23 protein-coding genes are annotated in these 22,855 nt (G+C 74.0%); 18 read left to right on the forward strand and 5 right to left on the reverse strand.

The window, feature by feature from the left end; all coding sequences use genetic code 11:
• From ABT092_RS21325 to ABT092_RS21350, 6 genes are all read left to right on the forward strand, one after another.
• Entirely contained in the window at positions 1-1,038 is a 1,038-nt protein-coding gene (locus ABT092_RS21325) for an SPFH domain-containing protein (RefSeq protein WP_351246133.1), read from the forward strand.
• Positions 1,035-1,943 (forward strand): hypothetical protein, encoded by a 909-nt coding sequence (locus tag ABT092_RS21330; protein ID WP_351246135.1) that lies wholly within the window; start codon positions 1,035-1,037, stop codon positions 1,941-1,943. The genes ABT092_RS21325 and ABT092_RS21330 overlap by 4 nt, the downstream gene beginning before the upstream one ends.
• Positions 1,944-2,113: 170 nt before the next feature.
• Complete coding sequence (locus ABT092_RS21335; RefSeq protein WP_351246137.1) at positions 2,114-3,097, forward strand: alpha/beta hydrolase; 984 nt, start codon at positions 2,114-2,116, stop codon at positions 3,095-3,097.
• On the forward strand, positions 3,085-4,245 hold the full coding sequence (locus tag ABT092_RS21340; protein WP_351246139.1) for an acyltransferase family protein: 1,161 nt from the start codon (positions 3,085-3,087) through the stop codon (positions 4,243-4,245). Before ABT092_RS21335 ends, ABT092_RS21340 begins: the two co-directional genes overlap by 13 nt.
• Positions 4,246-4,255: 10 nt before the next feature.
• A complete protein-coding gene (locus ABT092_RS21345) occupies positions 4,256-5,593 on the forward strand; it encodes a sensor histidine kinase (protein WP_351246141.1) in 1,338 nt (445 codons plus the stop codon).
• Positions 5,590-6,261 (forward strand): response regulator, encoded by a 672-nt coding sequence (locus ABT092_RS21350; protein WP_351246143.1) that lies wholly within the window; start codon positions 5,590-5,592, stop codon positions 6,259-6,261. The genes ABT092_RS21345 and ABT092_RS21350 overlap by 4 nt, the downstream gene beginning before the upstream one ends.
• Here ABT092_RS21350 and ABT092_RS21355 read toward each other — a convergent pair.
• Positions 6,225-7,463: an acyl-CoA dehydrogenase family protein gene (locus ABT092_RS21355; protein WP_351246145.1), complete on the reverse strand. Its 1,239-nt coding sequence runs from the start codon at positions 7,461-7,463 to the stop codon at positions 6,225-6,227. The genes ABT092_RS21350 and ABT092_RS21355 overlap by 37 nt on opposite strands.
• Before the next feature lie 168 nt (positions 7,464-7,631).
• On the opposite strand from ABT092_RS21355, the gene ABT092_RS21360 reads away from it, so the two are divergent.
• On the forward strand, positions 7,632-9,419 hold the full coding sequence (locus ABT092_RS21360; RefSeq protein WP_351246147.1) for a CoA transferase: 1,788 nt from the start codon (positions 7,632-7,634) through the stop codon (positions 9,417-9,419).
• Positions 9,416-11,116, forward strand: a complete 1,701-nt coding sequence (locus tag ABT092_RS21365) for a class I adenylate-forming enzyme family protein (protein ID WP_351246149.1) — start codon at positions 9,416-9,418, stop codon at positions 11,114-11,116. The genes ABT092_RS21360 and ABT092_RS21365 overlap by 4 nt, the downstream gene beginning before the upstream one ends.
• A 50-nt stretch (positions 11,117-11,166) precedes the next feature.
• Here ABT092_RS21365 and ABT092_RS21370 read toward each other — a convergent pair whose 3' ends face one another.
• The 4 genes from ABT092_RS21370 to ABT092_RS21385 form a co-directional block, all read right to left on the reverse strand.
• Positions 11,167-12,003 (reverse strand): metal ABC transporter solute-binding protein, Zn/Mn family, encoded by an 837-nt coding sequence (locus tag ABT092_RS21370; protein WP_351246151.1) that lies wholly within the window; start codon positions 12,001-12,003, stop codon positions 11,167-11,169.
• Positions 11,913-12,824 (reverse strand): metal ABC transporter permease, encoded by a 912-nt coding sequence (locus ABT092_RS21375; protein ID WP_351246153.1) that lies wholly within the window; start codon positions 12,822-12,824, stop codon positions 11,913-11,915. The genes ABT092_RS21370 and ABT092_RS21375 overlap by 91 nt, the downstream gene beginning before the upstream one ends.
• Positions 12,821-13,435, reverse strand: a complete 615-nt coding sequence (locus tag ABT092_RS21380; protein ID WP_502968474.1) for an ATP-binding cassette domain-containing protein — start codon at positions 13,433-13,435, stop codon at positions 12,821-12,823. Before ABT092_RS21380 ends, ABT092_RS21375 begins: the two co-directional genes overlap by 4 nt.
• Before the next feature lie 169 nt (positions 13,436-13,604).
• On the reverse strand, positions 13,605-13,844 hold the full coding sequence (locus ABT092_RS21385) for a hypothetical protein (protein WP_351246157.1): 240 nt from the start codon (positions 13,842-13,844) through the stop codon (positions 13,605-13,607).
• Positions 13,845-14,839: 995 nt separating this feature from the next.
• On the opposite strand from ABT092_RS21385, the gene ABT092_RS21390 reads away from it, so the two are divergent.
• The 10 genes from ABT092_RS21390 (at position 14,840) to ABT092_RS21435 (ending at position 22,710) form a co-directional block, all read left to right on the forward strand.
• The gene (locus ABT092_RS21390) at positions 14,840-16,081 is read left to right on the forward strand and encodes an ATP-binding protein (protein ID WP_351246159.1); all 1,242 of its coding nucleotides are present in this window, start codon (positions 14,840-14,842) and stop codon (positions 16,079-16,081) included.
• Positions 16,078-16,482: a roadblock/LC7 domain-containing protein gene (locus ABT092_RS21395; RefSeq protein WP_351246160.1), complete on the forward strand. Its 405-nt coding sequence runs from the start codon at positions 16,078-16,080 to the stop codon at positions 16,480-16,482. The genes ABT092_RS21390 and ABT092_RS21395 overlap by 4 nt, the downstream gene beginning before the upstream one ends.
• Entirely contained in the window at positions 16,479-16,853 is a 375-nt protein-coding gene (locus ABT092_RS21400; RefSeq protein ID WP_351246161.1) for a DUF742 domain-containing protein, read from the forward strand. The genes ABT092_RS21395 and ABT092_RS21400 overlap by 4 nt, the downstream gene beginning before the upstream one ends.
• Positions 16,828-17,418, forward strand: coding sequence for a GTP-binding protein (locus ABT092_RS21405; protein ID WP_351246163.1), 591 nt, complete (start codon positions 16,828-16,830; stop codon positions 17,416-17,418). The genes ABT092_RS21400 and ABT092_RS21405 overlap by 26 nt, the downstream gene beginning before the upstream one ends.
• Before the next feature lie 67 nt (positions 17,419-17,485).
• On the forward strand, positions 17,486-18,859 hold the full coding sequence (locus tag ABT092_RS21410; protein ID WP_351246165.1) for a cytochrome P450 family protein: 1,374 nt from the start codon (positions 17,486-17,488) through the stop codon (positions 18,857-18,859).
• 128 nt (positions 18,860-18,987) lie between these two features.
• Positions 18,988-19,470, forward strand: coding sequence for a pyrophosphohydrolase domain-containing protein (locus tag ABT092_RS21415; RefSeq protein ID WP_351246167.1), 483 nt, complete (start codon positions 18,988-18,990; stop codon positions 19,468-19,470).
• Positions 19,471-19,600: 130 nt separating this feature from the next.
• The gene (locus tag ABT092_RS21420) at positions 19,601-19,984 is read left to right on the forward strand and encodes a cell division protein SepF (RefSeq protein WP_351246169.1); all 384 of its coding nucleotides are present in this window, start codon (positions 19,601-19,603) and stop codon (positions 19,982-19,984) included.
• Positions 19,985-20,301: 317 nt separating this feature from the next.
• Positions 20,302-21,480 carry an AAA family ATPase gene (locus ABT092_RS21425; protein WP_351246171.1) on the forward strand — a complete coding sequence of 393 codons (1,179 nt, stop codon included), beginning with the start codon at positions 20,302-20,304 and terminating at the stop codon, positions 21,478-21,480.
• A gap of 89 nt (positions 21,481-21,569) precedes the next feature.
• Positions 21,570-21,893 carry a nucleotide pyrophosphohydrolase gene (locus ABT092_RS21430; protein ID WP_351246255.1) on the forward strand — a complete coding sequence of 108 codons (324 nt, stop codon included), beginning with the start codon at positions 21,570-21,572 and terminating at the stop codon, positions 21,891-21,893.
• Positions 21,894-22,242: 349 nt separating this feature from the next.
• A complete protein-coding gene (locus ABT092_RS21435; RefSeq protein ID WP_351246173.1) occupies positions 22,243-22,710 on the forward strand; it encodes a DUF6099 family protein in 468 nt (155 codons plus the stop codon).
• The last annotated feature ends 145 nt before the right edge of the window (positions 22,711-22,855 follow it).

Consider the following 22,855-nt stretch of genomic DNA (forward strand, 5'->3'; position numbering starts at 1 on the left):
ATGGCCGACATCACCAGGCGCCTCGGCTGGCGCCACCTGCGCTCCGCTCCCACCACGCACATCCGTCACCACCGGAGCGGGCGCCTGGTCCACGACGGACCCGGACTCGGCTTCTGGTACCGGCCGCTCACCGCGGCGCTCTCCGAGATCCCCGTCGACGACCGGGAGGAGTCCATGGCCTTCCACGCCCGCACCGCCGACTTCCAGGACGTCACCGTGCAGGCGACCGTCACCTACCGGATCGGCGACCCCGCCCTCGCCGCCGAACGGCTCGACTTCTCCATCGACCCCGACACCGGCGTCTGGCGCGGCGCGCCCCTGGAACAACTCTCCACCCTGCTCTCCGAAACGGCCCAACAGCACGCGCTCGCCGTGCTGGCCCGCACCCCCCTCGCCGACGCCCTCACGGACGGCGTGGCCGCGGTGCGGGACCGGGTGACCGCCGGCCTGGGCGCCGAACCCCGGCTCGCCGCCACCGGACTGCACGTGGTCGGCGTGCGGGTGGTCGCCGTCCGCCCCGAACCCGAAGTCGAACGCGCCCTGCGCACCCCCACCCGCGAACGCGTCCAGCAGGAAGCCGACCGGGCCACCTACGAACGCCGCGCGGTCGCCGTCGAACGCGAACGCGCCATCGCCGAGAACGAGTTGGCCAGCAAGATCGAACTCGCCCGACAGGAGGAACGCCTGGTCGAACAGCGCGGCGCCAACGCCCGCCGGGAGGCCGAGGAACGGGCCGCCGCCGACGCGATCCGCGCCGAGGCCGAGGCCGCCCGCACCGTCCGACTGGCCAAGGCGCAGGCCGAAGCGGCCCGGGAGGCCGGCGAGGCCCGGGCCCGGGCGGAGGCCGCCTGGCTCAAGGTGCACGCCGAGACGGACCCCACGACCCTGCACGCCCTCACCGCGGCCCGACTCGCCGAGAACCTGCCGCGCATCGACCACCTGACCGTCTCCCCGGACGTGCTCACCGGCCTGCTGGAACGCCTGGGCCGCCCGCCCGCGGACCCGCGCCCCGCACCCGCCCCGGGCAGCGCGGAATGAGCCTGGCCCCACGGGCCGTCCTGGTCCACCGCACCACCGAGTACGAGGAACTGCTCGCCCGGCACGGCACCCCCGGACAGGCCGCCTTCTTCCTCACCTCGCGCGGCCGCGACCTCGAACCGGTCGCCGCCCGCCACGCCCGGGCCCGCCGCACCCTCGCCGCGGTCGAGGCGGCCGTCCCCCTCCACTGGCGCCGGGCCCGGGTCGAACGCGGCGACCTCGACCGGTTCCTCTTCGGCCCGGAGGACGTCGTGGTGGTGGTCGGCGCGGACGGACTCGTCGCCAACACCGCCAAGTACCTCGGCGGACAGCCCGTGGTGGGCGTGGACCCCGAACCGGGACGCGGACTCGGCGTCCTGGTGCGCCACCGCCCCGCCGACACGGCGAAGCTGCTCGCCGCGGCCGTCCGCCCCGGCGCCGCCTTCGACGAACTGACCATGGTGGAGGCGGTCGCCGACGACACCCAGCGCATCCGCGCCCTCAACGAGGTCTACCTGGGCGCCCCGGGCCACCAGACCGCCCGCTACCGACTGGCCACCGGCACCCGCCCCGAGCGCCCCGCGCACGAGGAGGCCCAGGCGTCCTCCGGGGTCCTCGTCGGCACCGGCACCGGAGCCACCGGCTGGCTGCGCTCCCTGTGGCGGGAACGCTCCGGCCCGCCCGCCCTGCCCGCCCCCGCCGACCCCCGACTCCTCTGGTTCGTCCGCGAGGCGTGGCCCTCGCCCACCACCGGCACCACCCTCGTCCAGGGCGCCCTCACCACCGGAGAACACCTGCACCTGGTGGTCGAGTCGGACCGGCTCGTCGCCTTCGGCGACGGGGTCGAGAGCGACGCCCTCGAACTGACCTGGGGCCAGACGGTCCGGGTGGGCCTGGCGGACCTGCGGTTGCGGCTCCTCGTCTAGCACGACGGCACGACCGGAGAGTGATGCGCCCCGGTGCGCGTCGGGATTCGTCCCCGTAGCACTTGAGAGCTACGCCGAAGGATCACTCTCGGGCGGGACGCCCGTGACCAGGGCCGATCCGTAGCTTCGGTGGTCGACAGACGACCTGCCACTGGCCGGAGGGGCCCGCCATGACCATCCGCACCCGCAGGGGACGCCTGCGGCGCCTCGTGCTCGTCGCCTTCGTCACGGCCTCGGTGGCCGTGCCCATCTCGGGTGCGGCCCGTCCCGTGGACGTGCCGGCACCGACGCCCACCGTCCGTGGACGGTTGCACGCGGCCACCCCGCACGAACTCGCCGAGCGGTACGCCGGGACCCGCACCGACATCGAGGCGGCGGCAGGCGTGGCGGACGACCGTGGTGACCGCAGGAGGGCGGACGCGCTGCGCACCCTGGCCTCACCCACGCGACAGTTCCTCGCCTTCGACGGCAGGGACGGGGGCCGCAGCGTCGAGATCGTCGGCGATCTCGCCCGCGCCGACCGGCTCGCCGTCCTGGTCCCCGGCGCGGGCACCAGCGTCGACAGCTACCGGCGACTGAGGGCGGGCGCCGTCGCGCTACGGCGACAGCTCGGCGACCGGGCCGCGGTCGTCGCCTGGCTCGGGTACCGCACCCCGGTGACCGCGAGCCTGGCCGCCGCCACGGCCGGGCGCGCCGAGGAGGCCGCTCCCGCACTCCGGTCCTTCACCCGCGAGTTGCACCGGTTGAAGCCCGCTGCCCGCACCTCCCTGCTGTGCCACTCCTACGGCAGCGTCGTCTGCGCCCGCGCCGCGTCCGGGCTGGAGGCCGCGGACCTCGTGCTCTACGGCAGTCCGGGGACGGGCTACGAGGACGTGGCCGCGCTGGGCACCGACGCCACCGTCTGGGCGGGCCGGAGCTCCGACGACTGGACCGGGGGCATCCCGCACATCCGGCTGTGGACGCCCTTCGGCCCGATCGGATTCGGCACCGACCCCGTCTCGCCCGAGTTCGGGGCCAGGTTCTTCGCGACGGGCGACGGGGACCACAGTGACTACCTGCGGCCGGGTTCCCCGGCCCTGCGGAACATGGCCCGGATCGTCACCGGCGAGCGGGTGTGCGAACGGCCCACCGGGGTGCCGGCATGCGCGAACTGATCAGGCGCATCGACTCCGCCACCCCTCCCGACCGGGACCGCGCCGTCGACGCGCTCCGCGCCCTGGCCATGCTCGGGGTCGTGCTCGGCCACTGGCTGGTGACCGCGCTGGTGACCGACAGCGGCGTTCTGCGCGGCGACAGCCCCCTCGCGCACCTGCCAGGGTTCACACCGGTCTCCTGGGCCTTCCAGACACTGGCCGTCTTCTTCCTGGTGGGCGGCGAGGTCGGTGCGAAGAGCCACGCTGCGGCCCAGGGCAGAGGACTCCGCTACCGGCAGTGGCTCGGCGCCCGTCTGGTACGACTGCTCCGCCCGGCCGCCGTGCTGCTGGCCGTGTGGGCGGCGGCGGTCCTCATGATGCTCGCCTCCGGGGTCGACGTGACGACCCTGCACACCCTGGGCAAGCGGGTGCTCTCCCCGCTCTGGTTCCTGCTCGTCCTCGCCGCCCTGACCGCCGCGACCCCCCTGGTGGCCAGGCTGCACCCCGGCTGGCCGCTCGGGATCGTCCTGCTCGTCGACCTCAACAGGTTCGCCCTGGAAGGACCCGACTGGCTCGACCCGGTCAACGTGGCGGCCGGCTGGCTGGTTCCGTACTGCCTCGGCGCGGCCCGGGACCGCGGCCGGCTGCACGGCCGCGCAACCGGCTGGACGCTGCTGTGCGGCGGCGCCGTCGCCACCGCCGGGCTCGTCCGGTGGGGCGGGTACCCCGCCTCGATGGTCGGCGTGCCCGGAGAGGAGGTCTCCAACCTCGACCCGCCGACCCTCGCGGCGGTCGCCTTCGGGCTCGCCCAGTGCGGCGCCGCCCTGCTGCTGCTCGGCCCGCTGCGGAGGGTGTTCGCCCGGCCCGCCCTCTGGACGCCGGTGGCCCTGGTCAATATTTCCGCTATGTCCATCTTCCTGTGGCACCAGACCTCGATGATGGCGATCACCGCCCTCGGGCTACTCACCGGCCGGCCGCTGCCCGGACTGCACACCGTGCCCGACTCCCCGGACTGGGTGCTCGCCCGGCTGGCCTGGCTGCCCGCGTTCGCCGTGGCGCTCCTCGTCTGCTGCGCCGCCTTCCACAGGTACGAGCGCGGGGGCGGCGGGGCCCGCGTGGCGTGCCGGGGCAGTCCTGCTCCGTCCGAGCCCGTTCACCACGACGTCTAGGGTGGCCCTCATGACCGAACTGCACGTGGGCGGCCGGTTCGTGGCGGCCGGACGGGCCCTGCGCAGGGACCTCTGGGCGGCCGAGACAGACGGCCCCCGCACCGACCTGCCGCGCTGGCTGTCGGTATTCGTCAACCTGGGGCTGGTGGTGACCGGGGCGGCCCTGCTCGTCTCGGGGTGGAACCGCTACTTCGTCACCTACCAGTTGGGAGTTCCCGGCATCCTCATCGCGCTGTGCCAAGCCGTGGTGCCGGCCCTCGCGCTACACCGTCCGATCCCGGCCTGGTGGATGTCCACACTGATGCAACTCGCGCTGTCAGCAGCCTGGTTCATGCCCGGAGAAGTCGCCTTCACCCCCGGTGAGATCGTCCTCACCCCCGGCGGGGCCGACTTCCACCACGAGGGTCCCCGTTGGACGGGCGTCGAACTCGCCCTCCAGGCGTGGGCGCTGTTCTTCGTGGCCCTGCGCAACCGGCCCCGCATCGCGGCCGAGACGCTGGTGATCAGCGTCGTGGCGGGCCTGCTCGCCGTCTTCGTCTGGGGCTTCGCGGGCCATGCGGTCTTCAAGGTGGCCGTGCTGTCCATCGCCGCCCTGGTCGGTTCCGCCCTCCACAGTCGCAACGTGGCGCGCAGCAGGCTCGTCGTCCAGGAGGAGCGCACCGCGGAGGAACGGGCCCGGCGGACCGTCCTGGAGGAGCGCACCCGGATCGCCCGCGAACTGCACGACGTGGTCGCCCACCACATGTCGGTGATCTCCATCCAGGCACAGGCCGCACCGCACCTCGTCGAGCAGCCGTCGGCCGAGCTGAAGGAGACGCTGGAGAGCATCCGACGGAGCGCCAAGGACGCGCTCACCGAACTGCGCCAGGTGCTCGGGGTGCTGCGTTCCGAGGGCACCGGGTCCGAAGGCGAACGGCATGCCCCGCAGCCCGACCTCGACCGGCTGAACGAACTCGTCGCCACCGTTCGCGGCGCCGGGCTCGACGTCACCCTGAGCACCAGTGGGGAACGGGTCCCGCTGGCGCAGGGCGTGGAACTGTCGGCGTTCCGCATCGTCCAGGAGGCGTTGAGCAACGCGATGCGCCACGCCCCCGGTGCGGGGGTCGACGTGGACATCCGGTACCACCGGCGCCAGGTGACGGTGCGGGTCACCAACACCGCGCCGACCCGGCCGGCGCCGTGTTCGCCGGGCGCCGGACACGGGCTGCTGGGGATGCGGGAACGGGCCGCGATGCTCGGGGGCACCGTCGCCTTCGGCACCACGGCCGACGGGGGGTACGAAGTGACCGCGGTGCTTCCCGGCGACGTCCCGGCCGCCCCCGAGGAGAGCACGGAGAGCACCGCATGAAGACCGTCCGCGCGCTGATAGCCGACGATCAGACCATGGTCCGTCAAGGCTTCACGGTGCTGCTCAACGCCGAACCGGGCATCGAGGTCGTCGGCCAGGCCGCCGACGGCGCGGAGGCCGTCGCCAAGGTCGACGAACTGGCCCCGGACGTCGTCCTGATGGACATCCGGATGCCCGGCCTCGGAGGGATAGAGGCCACCCGCCGCATCACCTCCTCGGCGACCACGACCGCCCGGGTGCTCGTGCTGACCACCTTCGACCTGGACGAGTACGTGTACCAGGCGCTGCGTGCGGGCGCCTCCGGCTTCCTGCTGAAGGACGCGACGGCGGCGGAACTCGCCCACGCCGTCCGGGTGGTGGCGGCCGGCGAGGCGCTCCTCGCGCCGAACGTGACGCGACGCCTGATCGCCGAGTTCTCCCGGCTGAGCGCGGAACCCCGCTCGCTGCCCCGGGCGCGCACCGGGAACCTGACGGAGCGCGAGACCCAGGTCCTGTCGCTGATCGCGCGGGGTCTGTCCAACGCGGAGATCGCCGCGCACCTGGTGGTGGCGGACGAGACCGTCAAGACCCACGTCAGCCGGATCCTGCTCAAGCAGAACCTGCGCGACCGGACCCAGGCGGCGATCTACGCCTACGAGTCCGGGCTCGTACGCCCGGGCGGCGCCTGAGCTCCCCCCACCGGGCCGGGGACCGCCGGCGCCCCCTCGTACCCGCGCAGCACCCGGCGCGCCACCGAGGTGACGTGCAGCTCGTCGGGGCCGTCGAGCACCCGGGCCGCCCGCCCGGTGCGCAGCAACGCGGGCAGGGCCGTGTCCGGCCCCAACCCGGCCGCCCCGTACACCTGCACCGCCGCATCGGCCACCCGGTGCAGGGTCCGCGCCGCCGCCACCTTCGCCAAGCCGACCTCGGTGCGCGCGTCCCGACCGGCCTCGACCAGCGCCACCGCCTCGTACACCAACGGCCGGGTCGTCCGCAGCGCCAACAGCGACTCGAACACGTGCTGCTGGACGAGTTGGTGATCGGCCAGCCGGCCCCGGGAACCCGTGCGGGACACCGCCCGCTGGCACAACAGGTCGAAGGCGCGTCGGGCCTGCCCCAGCCAGCGCAGACAGCGCAGGGTCCGCCCGAGCTGGAGCCGCTCCCCGGCGACCTCCAGACCCCGCCCCGGCTCCCCGACCAGGTGGTCGGCCGGCACCACGACCCCGTCCAGGGCGATCTCGCCCTGACCCGCGGCGCCCAGCACCCCCAGCTCCCGCACCACCCGGAAGCCGGGCGAGCCGGTGGGCACCAGCAGCAGCGACAGCCCGTCCCGGTCGCCGGGAGCCCCGTGGGTGCGGGCGAGCACCGTCACCAGGTCGGCGCCTACCACCCCGGACACGAACCACTTGCGCCCGCTCACCCGCCACCCCCCGTCCGCCTGCCGTACGGCACGGGTCGCGGTGCCGTACGGATCGGTGCCCGGCACGTCCGGCTCCGTCATCGCGTACGCGGCGTGCACCTCCCCGGCCACCAGAGGCCCCAGGTACCGTTCGCGGACCGCGCGCGGAGTGTGCCGGCCCAGCATCCGCACGTCCAGCAGGGTGGCGGAACCCAGGGCCGCCGGACCGTGGTCACTGGCGCCCTCCGCCTCCGCCAGCTCCGCGTACGCGCCGAACGACAGCCCGCCGCCCCCCAGTTCCGCCGGCAACGGCAAGGCCCACAGCCCCGCCTCCCGCGCCGCGCCGCGCAGCCGGGCCAACGCCTCGGCCGCGGCCGGACCGCCGGCGTCCAGCAGCGGCTCCTGCGGCACCACCCGCCCGCGCACGAAGCGCTCGACCTCCCCCCGCAACCGCTCCGCCCCCGACTCCTCCGGATCGCCCGTGCGTGTCATCTCTCTCCTCCGCCCCCGGGAACTCGGGGGAACACCCGTCCGACTGCCTCTCGGTGGAACGGGTCGGGCGCGAGCCCCTTCCGGTTCCCCGCGGGCGACGTTTCCCACGGCGTCCCCGCGCGACCGACCACGGTCCCGGCCCCGGCCGGGTCCGGAGAGGAGTTCCCGATGACGCCACGCGTCGCCACCCCGGCGGCCCGCCCCCTGGACGCGCTCCGCTTCACGACCGGTGGGCCCCCGCAGCTCACCGCCCTCGTCACCGACCACCTGCGCCTGCTCGGCGCCCGCCCCGAGCCCGTCCCCGCGCCCCCCGGGGCCGAGGGCCGCGTGCACCTCTCCGGCGACGGAGCGACGCCCGTGGACGCCCGCATCCGGTGGGCGCCGCCGGGCGGCGAACTCGTCGACGAGGCCACCGTGCAGGCCGCCACCGGAGTGATGGCCGTGCACGGCCGTCGCCATGGCACCCCGCGCGGCCTCGCCGTCGACTGGGTGTCCACCGCCACCGGCGTCCTCACCGTGCAGGGGCTGCTGGCGGCGCTCCTCGCCCGGGCCCGGGGCGGCACCGTCGAACGGGTCACCACCCGCGCCGACCACGCCGCACTGCTCACCGTCTCCCAGTACCTCGCCGCCGCCGGCGCCACCGAAGCAGAAGCCGTCGAACCGGCGCCCGGCGGCCCCCCGTTCACCTCCGCGGACGGCGTCCGCTTCGAACTGGAGACCCTCGACCCCGGCGACTGGGCCGCTTTCTGGCGGGCCCTGGACGCCCCCGCCGACGCGATCCGCACCGGCTGGCTCCCCTTCCAGTTCCGCTACGCCACCGGCTGCGCCCCCTTCCCGTCCGCCCTGCACCGCACCACCCGGGCCCACGGCTTCGCCGCGGTCCGGCGGGCCGCCGCCACCACCGGCGTCGACGTGTGCCGGCTGCACACCCTCGCCGAACGCGCCGCGGAGCACGACGGCGCCGCCCCCTGGGCCCTCACCCCGCTGGACGCCGGACGGCCGCACCCCCTCGCCCCGCCCGCCCCCGCCGCGGCACCGGAGCGGCCACTGGCCGGGCTGACCGTGCTGGAGGCCGGCCGCCGCATCCAGGCCCCGCTGGCCGCACACCTGTTGGGCCTGCTGGGCGCGGACGTCGTCCGCATCGAGCCACCGGGCGGCGACCCGCTGCGCGGCATGCCCCCCACCTGCGCGGGAACCTCGGCCCGCTGGCTCGCCCTCAACCGCGGAAAGCGGGCCGTCCGGATCGACATCAAGGACCCCGCCGACCGGGCGCGCCTGCGCGAACTGGCCGCCGGTGCCGATGTGTTCCTCCACAACTGGGCACCCGGCAAGGCCGCCCAGCTCGGCCTGGACGCGCCCGACCTCGCCCGGGTCAACCCGGCCCTGGTGTACGCCTACACCGGCGGCTGGGCGGACCGCCTCGCCGACGCCCCGATGGGCACCGACTTCATGGTCCAGGCCCGCACCGGGGTCGGCGAGGCGGCCCGCCCCGCGGACGAACCCCCGGCGCCCAGCCTGCTGACCCTGCTGGACGTCCTCGGGGGACTCCTCGGCGCCGAAGCCGTCCTCGCCGGCCTCCTGCTGCGGGAACGCTCCGGGCACGGGGTGCGCGTGGACTCCTCCCTCCTCGGCGCCGCCGACACCCTGACCGCCCCCGCCCTGCGCCGGGCCGCCGCCGGCGAGGCCCCCCGCAGCCCCGCGGGCTTCCGCCGTCCCCTGCGCACCGCGGACGGCTGGGTGGCCCCCGCCGACGCGGGCGCCGCCGCCGCGGCCCGCCACGACCTGGGCCGGCTCACCACCGAGGCGGCCCTGGCCCGCCTGCACGCCCACGGCCTGGGCGCGACCCGGGTCACCACCGACCTCACCGACCCGGCCCACGACCCCCGCCTGCCCGGCGCGATCAGCCGGGACGCCCACGGCGCCCCCACCGTCGTCGCACCCTGGAGCTTCGCATGAACCTCGACCTGACCGACCTGCTGCCCGCCGCCCTCCGCCGCTCCTGGGCGGCCGACGGCTCCACCCCCGACCTCGACCTGTACGGCCTCTACCGGGCCCGGACGATCGCCGACCCCCACCGCACGGCCGTCATCGACGCCAAGGGACCGCTCTGCTACACCGCACTGGACCGCAGGGCCCGCGCGCTGGCCGCCGGACTCAGACACCTCGGGGTCGCCCCGGGCGAGGTGGTCGGCGTCCAACTCCCCGCCCGGCGCAGCGCGGTCGTCGTCGACCTGGCGCTGGCCGCGCTCGGTGCGGTGGCCCTGCCCTTCCCGGTGGGCCGGGGCGGCCGTGAGGCCGAGTCCCTGCTGCGCCGCTCCCGCGCCGTCGCCGTCATCGCGACGACCCAGCACCGGGGCGCCCGGCACGCCGAGGAACTGCGGGACCTCGCGCCCCGGCTGCCGGAGTTGCGCCAGGTCATCGCCGAGGGCGCGCGGACGGCACCCGAGGGCACGCTGGCGCTGTCGCAGCTGATGCGCACCGACGCCACCGACTTCGTCCCCCACCGCTCCGACCCGGACGCCGCGGCCCGCATCCTGGTCTCCTCCGGTTCCGAGGCCGAACCCAAGATGGTCGCCTACTCCGCCAACGCCCTCGCCGGCGGGCGCGGCAACTTCCTCGCCTCCCTCATCCCGGACGGCACCCCGCCGCGCTGCCTCTTCCTGGTCCCGCTGGCCTCCGCCTTCGGCTCCAACGCCACCGCCGTCACCCTGGCCCGGCACGGCGGCACCCTGGTCCTGCTGGACCACTTCACCCCCGCCGCGGCCCTCGCGGCGATCCGTGACCACCGGCCGACCCATGTGCTCGGCGTGCCCACCGCGGTACGGATGATGCTCGACCACCTCGCCGGCGAACCGGCCGAGCCGGCCGGGACGGGCGGGGACGGGCACCGGCTGCCGCCGCCCACGGCGCTGGTGCTCGGCGGCGCCCCCCTGGACGGGGCCACCGCCACCGCCGCGGCCGAGGCGTTCGGCTGTCCGGTCGTCAACCTGTACGGCTCCGCGGACGGCGTCAACTGTCACACCGGTCTGGAGCACCGCACCCCGCCCACCGCCGGCACCGGGGTGGTCGCGGGCCGTCCCGACCCGCGGGTGGCCGACATCCGGATCGTCGATCCGCAGACCCACGAGCCGCTGCCCGTCGGCCGGACCGGGGAGATCGTGGCCCGCGGACCGATGACCCCGCTCCGCTACGTCGGAGCGCCCGAACTCGACGCCCGCTACCGCACCGCCGAGGGCTGGGTGCGCACCGGTGACCTCGGCTTCCTGGACGAGGAGGGCCTGCTGCACCTCGTCGGGCGGCTCAAGGACGTCGTCATCCGCGGTGGCGCCAACATCAGCCCCGCCGAGGTGGAACGCGAGCTGCACGGCCACCCGCAGGTGCGCGACCTGGTGTGCGTGGGCGTCCCCGACCCCCTGATGGGGGAGCGGCTCGCGGTGTGCGTGGTCCCCGCGCCCGGCCCGTCGCCCACCCTCGACTCGCTCGGCCGGCACCTCGCCGGGCGGGGCGTCGGCCGGCCCAAGCACCCCGAGCGGCTGCTGCTGGTCGACGAACTGCCCCTGACCCCCGCCGGGAAGGTCGACCGCGCGGCCCTGCGCGCCCTCCTGGCGTCCGGCACGTCGGCGGACGAGCAGCCGGACCCGGCGTCCGCCTGACGGCACCGCCCCCGGTCGCGGAGGCGCGGCCGGGGGCGGGACGGGGCGGGTCAGGAGGCGGTCATGGCCTCGCTCAGGGCGGTCGCAGCGTCCTCGTACACCGCCAGCAGGTCGAGGTCCCGGTCGGGGTAGTTGACGACGTCCACCTGCCGGGCGTCCGTGCCGGGCAGCACCTCGCCGGTGGTCATGTGCGCGTTGTCGAGGACGAGGGCCGGCTCGTGGGCCGACAGCCGCGAGAGCTGCTCGGGCGTCACCGCCTCGGGCCCGAAGGCGCCGACGGTACGGGCTCCCGCGAGCTTCGCCGCCCAGGTGGTGAACACCTGGCTGACCACCTTCGGCCGCTTCCCGTCCGGCCAGTCGGCCTTGAGCTCCTTCTCCAGCCGCGCGTAGTGGGCGTCGAACCGCTTCCGCCAGTCGGCGGCGGCGTCCTCGGTGCCGAAGAGCGCGGCCAGCCGCGTCACCTCGGCCCGCACCTTCGCGGCGTCGTTGTCCAGGCCGACCTCGACCAGCTCGGCCTGCGACCCGGCCGCGTCCTTGATCTGCTCCGCGTACGGCTCGAAGGGCGCGTACAGCACGAAGTCCGCCGCCGCCACGGTCGTCAGGTCAGAGGGCTTGGGCTCGTAGTCGGGCGCGTGCCCCGTCGACGGGGGGACGAGCACCTTGACGTCCTTGGCCCCCGCAGCCCGGGCGAAGGCGCCCTCCCAGGTGGTGGTGGCCACCACCGTCACCGTTCCCGGATCGCCTTCGCCCGCGGTCTCCTCCCGGCCGCATCCGCCGAGCGCGAGGGCGGCCGTGCTCAGTGCGAGGAGTGCGGTGAGCGCGCGACGGGCCCGCCGGGGGCGGGGGACTGCGGGGACTGCGGGGGGACGGACGCCGATGCGCGCCATGAGCGGGTGCTCCGTTCGGGGAGGAGGTGGACGGCGAGGACGACGGCCCCCGCGGTCAGGACGAGGACCGGGCCGGGCGGCCAGTCCAGCCAGAGGGCCACGAGGAACCCCGTGGCGTTGACGGCGACGCCGATGCCCACCGCCCAGCACACGATGGAGCGCAGCGAGGTGCCCAGTCGACGGGCGGCCAGCGCGGGCAGCAGGGTCAGCGCGTCGACCAGCAGGGCGCCGGTGAGCGTGATCGCCCCGGCGACGGACACCGCCACCAGCATCAGCAGCGCCAGGGTCAGCGCCCCCACGGGGACGCCGGAGCACTGCGCCAGCTCGCGGTCGTGCAGCAGCAGCGCCAGGTCGCGCCGGCGCCACCAGAACAGGGCGGGCACCACCACCGCGAGCGCCCCCAGCACGACCAGGTCGACCGTGCCCACCGAGAGGATCGACCCCCACAACAGGGCGAAGGCGCCAGAGGCGTTGACCCCGGAGACGGCGAGCAGCAGCAGGGCCGCCGCGATCGCCAGGCTCATCAGCAGCCCCATCGCCCCGGACAGCCCGCTCGGGGTGCGGGCGAGCGGGGCCACCCCGGCCCCGGACAGGGCGCAGGCGACCAGGGCGCAGCCCATCGGGTCCAGTCCGGTGGCGAGGCCCACGGCGATGCCCAGCAGGGCGACGTGCATCATCGCGAACCGCACCGGCATGATGTCGAGCCCGACGATGACCACGCCGATCACCGGCAGGCCCACCGCCGCCAACAGCAGGGCGAATCCGGCCCGTTGCACGGGAACGAGCTGGAGCAGGGCGCCCACGTCGGCCGCGAGGTTCACCGCACCTCCCGCAGCTGTCCGGCCGCCATCTCCAGCACCCGGTCGCAGCGGGCCGCGAGGGAGCGGTCGTGGGTGACCACGACCAGGGTCACCGGCAGGGTGGTGAGCACCTCGGCGGCGTCCTCCTGGCCGGCGAAGTCGAGGGCGGCGGTGGGCTCGTCGGCGAGCAGCACCCGGGCGCCCGCCGCGACGCATCCGATGGCGCGGGCCAGGTACATCCGCTGCAACTGGCCGCCGGACAGGGTGTGCAGGGGCCGTCCGGTCAGCGATCCGACCCCGAGCCGGCGGGCGCCCTCCGCGGCCTCGGCGGGCGCTTCGCTGCTCGCGAGGAGTTCCTCGCCGAGCAGGGGGAAGCGGCCGGCGGCGGGCTTCTGCGGGATCCAGGCACAACTGCGGCGTCGCCAGGCCCAGTCGGAGGCGGTCTGTGCGTCCCGGCCGCCCACGGTGACGCTGCCGGTCGTCTGACGGTGCAGTCCGAGCACGGCCCGCAGCAGGGTCGTCTTGCCCGATCCGTTGGTTCCGGTCAGTGCGACCCGTTCGCCCGCCCCGATCTCCAGATCGACGTCCGTCACCACGGCCACGCGCCCGTGGCGGCACGTCACCTTCCGCATCCGTAGTTCGAGTCCCCGCACCGACCGTCCTTCCGCTCGCCCCCGGTCCGGGCGGCCGGGGCGCAGACCGCATCTCCAGGGGAAGTGGTCGGGCGGCGGGTCGGGTTGGTTCCCGGGTGCTTCGCGGCGGCTCCGGTGCGTTCCCGGGAGGGGCCGGCCGGCGGTGTGCTCAGTGGCCGGTGTGCGGGGCGGGGTGTCCGGGCGGGTGCTCCGCGCCGGGGTCGGTGCCCTCGACGGGGGAGGGGCGGTCGGTCCCGGTGCGGGCGGGGTGGACCGAGGGGCCCACCGGGTCCACGGCGGAGCCGATCGCCCGGCCGGCGGAGAACACCGCACCGAGCAGCAGCAGGAAGGCCAGGACCGTGCGGTACGGGGCCCGGCGCGGGGCGTCCGAGGGACGGGGCTCTGGCATCGCCGCTCCTGGAGGGGGAAGGGAAAGGGGGCAGCCGCGTCGCACGAGCGGAGGGCGGTGGCGCGGGGCGGCCCGTCCATGGTGGCACCGCCGCGGTGGTGGTGAGGGGGGCCGTCCGTCCCTCGTCGATGTGAGGAATGTCGCCCACTGGGCAGGGGAACTCATCGGAGCCGTCCCGCGACCTGATGGCGGGAGCCGTTGCGGTCGGGACCGTCCGCCCCGCTCGGTACCGGCTCCCCGGGCGGTGGTGACACGGCGTGCACCCGACGGTGGACCGCCCCGTGAAGTTCCCTCATGGGGCACACTTTTCCGGCCGACTTGTCCTCACGTTTTCGGCCATCAGTGGTCTGTACCCCTGACGTCGTCGGGGTGTCCGGATGCCGGACGACTTCCGATGAGGGGAATGTGTCCCTCCGGTTCTTTCCGGGCGAACTGGCCGAATGGTGTCGCTCTCCGCCGCGGGCGCCCCGAATCCTTCGCGGATTCTTCACCACGGCGATCATCCCGATGGCGGTCCCGGGTGCCGGCGAGGGGTGCCGGAAGGTGGCCGGACGCGGCAGCCCGTCCGTATATGACGCTCTGTCATGTTGCGTCGAACGCTTCGGATATGGAGAAATGGAGCGCCTCTCTTGCTTGGCGGAAAGGGGTGTTGGAGGCACGTGTGAGTCGACGCCTGTGCGCGTCGCTGACGCCCCGTCATATCCCTTTAGGGAGGGGCGAATCGCCCGGTGCGACAGTGACCGGTCCGGCACGGAAAGTGGTGTGCGGGACATGTTGGCACTTGCGTACGGGATGTGCCTCGCTGATACAGTGTGTGATCTTCACAGTGGGCTGACGGTGCATCAGAAGCACCAAGGGGGAGTCAGCCGAACGGGCCCCGTCCCGGAGAAACGTTCTCCGGCCCGGACGGCGCACCCCGTGACCTCGGGTCACGGCTGCGCCCCGGCTGGAGGAAAGCGACCGTTTCCACCGGAATGCCACTCGAAGAGAGTCTCATGACGTCATTTGTGCAGGACCCTTTCTTCTGGGTCCTGATCGCCGTGGTAGTGGCCGCCTCGGGCGGAGTGCTGCGCGCACGGCAAACCAACATCGGTCTGCGGAGACGCAACGCGAACCTCGCCGCGGAGAACGAGGCGCTGCTCCACCAGCGCAACGAACTCGGCGCGGCGCACAGCGGCCTGCGCAACCAACACATCAACGAACTCGCGGAGGTCCGCAAGGACGCGGAGGAGGAGACCAAAGCGGTGCTGAAGGCGGCGATGCGCACCCTTCAGAGCCTCGCCGACGAGCAGCAGATCGTCATCGACAAGGTCCAGAAGAAGTACGGCGACGACGGGTCGATGCTCGCCGACCTCATGGCCATCGACCACACCAACAACCAGTTCGGCCGCCGGGCCCAGGGCATCGCCGTCCTGTGCGGCGGTTGGCTCGGACGGCGCGAGACGGTCGCCTCCGTCTACGACGTCGCCCGCAGCGCCCAGGGCCGCATCCGCCAGTTCGACCGCGTCCAGATCCACGCCCAGGCCAACTTCTCCGTGGTCAGCAAGGTGGTCGAACCAGTGGCGGTGGTCCTCGCCGAACTGCTCGCCAACGCCACCAACTACTCCGCCCCCGGCACCCCCGTCGAGATCAACATCCAGGCCGTGCCCAAGGGCGTGTGCCTCATCGTCGACGACGCCGGCCTCGGCATGGGGCAGGAGGAGAAGGACCGGGCGTCCGCCCTGCTCTCCCCGCGGGAACCCATCCACATCTCCGGCCTCGGCAACCCGCCCCAGTTCGGCTTCGCCGTCTCCGGCATGCTGGCCGCCCGCTACGGGTTCAAGGTCTCCGTCGACTCCGTCTCCCCCTACGGGGGCGTCCGGGCCGTGATCCTGCTCCCGGACGAACTCCTCACCAGCGACGTGCCGGCCACCGTCACGGACGCCGACCTCACCGGCCAGAGCAGCGTTCCCGTCATCCGCCAACACCGGTCGACGGGTGAGGGCAGGGCCGCACAGCCCACCCCGCTCTTCGCCGCCGTTCCCAGCGCCGAACCCGGTTCCACCGTCCGCGGCACCACCGCGGGCGGCCTGCCCAAGCGCCGCCGCCAACGCCCCGTCGCCGTGGTGCCGGAACCGGTCGAAGCCCCCGAACCGCCGCGGAGCCAGGAAGAGACGGCCTCCCTGCTGGGCGCGTTCCAGCGCGGCACCCGATCCGGACGCGACATGACGACCACGGAAGGACCCGACCACCAGTGAACCCCGATCTGTCGTGGGTGCTCAACGACGTGCTCCAGGTGCGCGGGGCACGGCACGCGATCCTCGTCTCGGCCGACGGCCTCCTGCTGGAGCACTCCAGCGCCATCGGACGCGACGACGCCGAGACCGTCGCCGCCGCCATGAGTTCGATGCAATCGCTGAGCCGGGCCGTCGCGCCGTTCATCGGCAGCCGCACCACCGGCCGCTGGCGTCAGACGCTGCTGGAGTACGAGGACGGCTGGATCTTCCTCATCGCCGCCGGCAGCGGCGCCTACCTCGCCGCCGCGACCTCCTCCGACGTGGACATGGAGGCCATGTCCTTCCGGATGCAGCAGCAGGTCGGCGCCCTCGGCAAGGCCATGACCTCGCCGCCGCGCCAGAACGCCGGCAGCGACATATGACCGCGCCCGGCGAAGAACAGTCGGTCACCAGCGGGTTCATCCGCTCCTACGTGATCACCGGCGGGCGCAACCTGCCCGCCGCGGACCACCTGTCCCTGGTGACCCTCGTGACGATCGCCCCCGACCGCACGCCCCCCGCCCGCCCCAGCCCCGAGGTCAGCGCCATCTGGGGCCTGTGCGCGGGCGGTTACCTCTCGGTGGCCGAGGTCGCCGGACGACTCGCCCTCCCCGTCGGCGTGGTCAGGCTGCTGCTGACCGACCTGTCGGAGCAGGGACACTTAATCTGCCGCGCGGCACCCCCCGCCGCCAAGCTCGTCGACCGGAAGATCCTCGAAGAGGTGCTGCATGGGCTCCAACGCCGGTTCGGCTGACACCGTCTACCTACCGGAAGCGGTCCTCACGACCGCGAAGATCCTCGTCGTCGGCCACTTCGCCGTGGGCAAGACGACCTTCATCGGCACCCTGTCGGAGATCACTCCGCTGCGGACCGAGGAGAAGATGACACAGGCGTCGACCCACGTCGACGACCTGCGCGGGGTCACGGGCAAGGAGACCACCACCGTCGCCCTGGACTTCGGGCGACTCACCCTGAGCGACGAACTCGTGCTGTACCTCTTCGGCACGCCCGGCCAACAGCGGTTCATGCAGCTGTGGGAGGACATGGCCAGGGGCGCGCTCGGAGCACTGCTCCTGGTCGACCCCCAACGGCTCAACGAGTCGTTCCCCGTCATCGACCTGATCGAGAAGTACGGCCTTGAGTACGCCATCGCGGTCAACAGCTTCGAACAGGCAGACCAGCACGCCGAGGAGGAACTGCGCGAAGCGCTCGACCTCCTGCCGCACACCCCGGTCGTGTTCTGTGACGCACGCGACCAGACGTCGTCGGCCCAGGCGCTGATCACGCTCGTCAAGCACCTGCTCGCGCGCGTGAACTGAACCACCCCCTCAGTCACCCACCTCCCGGGGCCCCACCGGGCCCCGGGATCATCCCGAGGACTTACGCATGGACGCACAGACCGGGTCCGCCCCGCTCCCTCCCCCCGGGTGCCCGATGCACCAGCAGCCGCCGACCCAGCTGTACGGCCCCGACTTCGCCGCCGACCCCTACGCGACCTACGACCGACTCCGCGCCCACGGTCCCACGGCCCCCGTCGAACTGGCCCCCGGCGTCGAGGCCACCCTGGTCACCCAGCACGAAGCGGCCCTGCGCGTGCTCCAGAACCCGGCGCTCTTCGTCCGCGACTCCCGACGGTGGAAGGCCCTCAACGAGGGGCGCGTGTCCTTCGACAGCCCCGTGCTGCCGATGATGTACTACCGCCCCAACTGCCTCTTCTCCGACGGCGCCGAGCACCTGCGCTTCCGCAAGGCCGTCACCGACAGCCTCGGCAAGGTCAACACCAGCCGGCTCGCCCGGGACGCCGAACAGATCGCCGACTACCTCATCGACCAGTTCGGCGACCGCGGCAGCGCCGACCTGCTCAAGGACTACGCCAAGCTGCTGCCGATGCTGCTGTTCAACCAGATGTTCGGCTGCCCCGCCGACATCGGCGACCGGGTCACCCGCGGCGTCGCCGGCATCTTCGACGGCCACGGCGACGCCGCGCGGGCCAACGAGGAACTCACCACCGCCCTCCTGGAACTGGTCGCCCACAAGCGCCGCCACCCCGGCGAGGACGTCACCACCTGGCTCGTCCAACACTCCGCCGGGCTCAGTGACGAGGAACTCAAGGACCAACTCGTCGTCATCATGTCCGCCGGCATCGAACCCCAGAGCAGCCTCGTCTGCAGCGCGCTCCTGCTCCTCCTCGACGGCCGGACCCACGGCCGCGGCGCGGGCATGCTCGTCGAGGACGCCCTGGACAACGTCCTGTGGAACAGTCCGCCCGTCGCCAACTTCGCCATCCACTACCCGGTGCAGGACATCCGCCTCGACGACGTGACCCTGCCCGCCAACAGCCCCGTCGCCATCAGCTTCGCCGCCGCCAACACCGACCCCCAGCTCACCGACGCGCGGCTCACCCTCAGCAAGGGCGCCCACCTCGCCTACGGCGCCGGCCCCCACAGCTGCCCGGCCAAGTCCATGTCCCGGGTGATCGCCCTCACCGCCATCGAGCGCCTGCTCAACGCCCTGCCCGACCTGACCCTCGCCCTGCCCGAGGAGAAGCTGGAGTGGCGCCCCGGCCCCTTCCACCGGTCGGTCACCTCGCTGCCCGTGCACTTCAGCCCGGTGGCCCCCCGCCGCCTCCCGCCCCGCCCCCCGACCGCCCCGCAGGCCCGCTCCGCCGACCCCGTCCCGTCCGCCCCGTCGACGCGCACGGATGCCCACCGCAAGCAGAAGGGCTGGTGGAGCTCCTTCCTGGACGTCTTCCGGGTGTAGGCACCGGCCCGGGCAGGACCCGACACCGCCCCGCCCGGCACACCGCTACCCACGACCCCGGCCGGGGCCTCCCCGAGACCCCGGCCGCACGGAACGCGGTGTCAGCGGCGACCGGTAGATTCCTCACCGTGCCCACTCCACCCGCCGCCGAGCCGGCCGGCTCCCGCGAGACCCCCGCCGAGGACGTCCCGCCCGCGAACCGGCCGTCGCCCGCCCACCTCGTCCGCGCGTTCCACCAGGCGTGCGGGCTCGACGCCCGCGACACCCCCCACGAGGTCCCGCCCGCACTCGCCGCCCACCGCCAGGACCTCCTGGCGGAAGAGGTCGACGAAGTCGCGGAAGTCGCCGTCTCGGGCCCCCTCGACCGGTTCGCCCACGAACTCGCCGACGTGGTCTACGTCGCCTACGGGACGGCCCTCGTCCACGGCATCGACCTGGACCGGGTGATCGCCGAGATCCACCGGGCCAACATGAGCAAGATCGGACCCGATGGAGTCCCCCGGGTCCGCGCGGACGGCAAGGTGCTCAAGGGCGACCACTACCGGGCGCCCGACGTGGCGGCCGTCCTCCGCTCCCAGGGCTGGCGCGGCCAGTCCCCGACCCTCGACTGACCGACCGTCCGACATCGGGTTTCCGCCGTTCCCGCCCGGACCGCCCGTGTCGGTGTTGGGCCGATCGGGTGACTTGGCGTAAGAATGGTCCGGTGGGGAAGAACAGTACGAACCAGGACGGGGTGGGCCGTTGAACAGCCACGACGTCACCGACGAACAGTGGGCGGGGCTGGCCCAGGTGGTCCCGCTGCGGGGCCGCGACGAATGGCCCTCGTGGACCGGCCACCCGGCCGAACCACTACCCGACGACGAACCCCGGCGCCGCTTCGTGGTGTTGCGCGTCAACGTGTTCTCCGACGCCCGCGACGTCGCCGAGACCCTCATGTCCGGCATCCCCGTCCTCCTGGACCTCACCGGCGCCGAATCCGACACCGCCAAACGCGTGCTGGACTTCAGCAGCGGAGTCGTCTTCGGCCTGGGCAGCGGCATGCACCGCGTCGACCGGAACGTCTTCCTGCTCGCCCCGGCCGGCACGGAGATCCAAGGACTCGTCGCCGGCGCCACTTTTCCCTAGGCCCCTTCTTCCGGGTCCGGCCGGCCCGGGGAGCGGGAACCGGTGCCGCGGATCGCAAGGCGGGGGAGGAAACCCACGCGGTGCAGCACCTCCCCGCGGAGCGCGGGGAGACACACGAGTCCAGCAGGCTGCCGACGAGGGCCCGGACCGCCCCGCCGCCCGCCCGTCCCGTGGTGCCGGTGGCCCACCCCCACGGGACGGGCCGCCGGCACCACGGACTCCCGACCGCCGTGGAGCCCGCCCCGTTCCCCCGATCGTGGGAAGGCCGCCCGGGCGGAACGGTTCGGCGCGCACCACGGTCCCTAGCGTCCTGCTCCATGACAGTGCTCACCCCGGGCCTGACCCGACCCGGCGCCCCGACCGTCCGGCCTGCCCTCACCGAACTCCGGCTCACCGCACGCACCTTCCACCTCGGAACCACCCTCGAACCGGGCCCGCTCACCCTGCTCACCGGCCCCAGCGGCAGCGGTCGCACCAGCATCCTGCGCGCCTACGAGGCGCTGGCCCGCCTCGCCGCCGGCGCCACCCTGGAAGAAGCCCTCCCCGACCCCGCCGCCTGGGCACCCGAACGGTCCGCCCCCGACCCCGAAGGCCGCCGCGGCTTCCGCATCGGCTGCACCACCACCGGCCCCACCGGCCCGATCCACCTCGACCTCGCCGTCCAGACCCACCCCGAACTCCGCATCGTCGGCGAACGACTGACCACCGACGACGGCACCGAACTCTTCACGAGCGCACTGCGCGACCCCACCCGGTCCACCGTCCAGGCCGCCTGGCACACCGCCGGCCTGGCCCCCGTCACCCGCGCCCCCCTCCCCGGCGACCGCCTCGGCACCGCCCTGCTCCCCCTGCGCGTCGCCGGCAAGACCGCCGGCCAGCGCCAGGTGCTGGCCGGTGCCGAACAGGTCGTCGTCGCGCTCCGCTCCGTCTTCGCCTGCGACCCCCGTCCCGAACGGATGCGCGCCCCGACCGCGACCGGCACCCCCCACGACACCGGACGCCTCCTGCCCCACTGCGGCAACCTCGCCAGCGTGCTGCGCCGCACCCGAACCGAGTGCTCCAGGCGCCACGCCCGCCTGGTGACCGCCGTCCGGGCCGGCTGCACCGGCCCCGTCGTCGACCTGCGCACCGAGGACCTCCCGGACGGCAGGACCCACGCGGTCCTCGACCGCGGTGACGGGCACCACACCCCGCTGCCCCGGTTGGGCGACGGCGAACTGCGCTACCTCGCCCTGGCCCTCGTCCTGCTCACCGGGCCCGGCGTGCTCGACGTCGACCCCGTCACCGAGATCCCCTCCGCATACCAGTGCCTCACCGTCCTCGCCGACGACCTCGACCGCTCGATGGACGCGCGACAGGTGCGCGAACTCGCCCGACTCGCGGCCGAGATGTGCGAACGCGGACACGTCCGACTGCTGGGCTCGGTACGCGACACCGCACCGGTGCGGGAGGGCGTGACCGGCGAACCCCTCACGGTGGTAGACCTTGACCGGTGAGCCCCTCGAACGCCCCGGCCCCGCCCGGCACCCCGCAACCACCCCACCGACCGACCGAGGAAGCGGACCCCGCGCCGACCGTCGCCCAACTGCGGGACCGACTGGTCGAATTCGCCAGGGTCCGTGACTGGGGGCGCTACCACACCCCGAAGAACCTGGCCATGGCGCTGAGCGTGGAAGCGTCCGAACTGGTCGAGATCTTCCAGTGGCTGACGCCCGAGGAGTCCGCCCGGATCACCGCCGACCCCGAGCGGGCCCAACACGTCCGCGAGGAGGTCGCGGACGTCCTCGCCTATCTGCTCCAGTTCTGCGCGACCCTCGACATCGATCCGCTGACCGCACTGGCCGACAAGATCGACCGCAACGAGAAGAGGTTCCCCCCGCCGGACATCCCCGCCACCGCCGGCCGATGACCGCGAACGGCCCCGGGAGGGCGCTCCGGGCGATCACCCCGCCCGGAGCGCCCTCCCGGGGCTCCCACCCGCTCTGCCCTCCGGGCCGGCGGAGCTCGCGGGCGACACCCCCGCCCCCCTGACGTGCGGCGCGACCGCTTCGAGCGGGAGGCGTGCCGTATGTCCCTCGAACGACCGGATCCCCTGCTCAGTCACTCTCCGGAGTGGCGCTCTTTTCCACAACCGTCTTGTTCCCCACAGATTTCCGGCATCCACTAGCTTTCCGTCTCGCGACAACTCACTCTGGGTAATGAAACGGCAGGGTGTGGTCGGACGCTCACTCCCAGCGTCCACGGAGACGGGGGTACGGATGGACGCGGTAAGGCTCATCGGAATCAACAGGAAGCTGCTGGCAGCCAGCGACGACCCGCGCGGGGTCATGGCCGAGTCCTGGCAGGCCCAGGCCCTCGCCCAGGTGATGGGGAGCCGACTCGCCGTCACCGGCCCGATGGAACTACGGGGCGAGGCGCTGCGGCTGAGCGAACTCGGCGGCCGGGGCAGCGGGGCGCTCCACTACCCGGCCCTGGGCGCCGACGGCATACGGGCCGCCCGACTCACGGGCATCAGCGACCCGCACGCAGCCCTGCTCGACCTGGGCAGCCTGCTGGGCGAGGTCGGCATCGCCCTGGTCGGCATCGCCAGCACCGCCGAGGACCAGGGGGCCTACTGGCAGTGCATGGAAGCCATCGACGCGATCGACGAGTGCCGGGACCGCGTGGTGGAGATGCTCCGTCGCCTGCTCGCACTCTCCCACCCCCTCCCGGAAGGCGAACCGTGAGCGATCCGTGACACACCAGCCCCCGTGACGGGGCGTTGGTCGAGCCGTCGAGCCGTCGAGCCGTCGAGCCGTCGAGCCGTCGAGCCGTCGAGCCGTCGAGCCGTCGAGCCGTCGAGCCGTCGAGCCGTCGAGCCGTCGAGCCGTC

The organism is Streptomyces sp. NPDC002490 (assembly GCF_040296045.1).
Classification (GTDB): Bacteria; Actinomycetota; Actinomycetes; order Streptomycetales; family Streptomycetaceae; genus Streptomyces.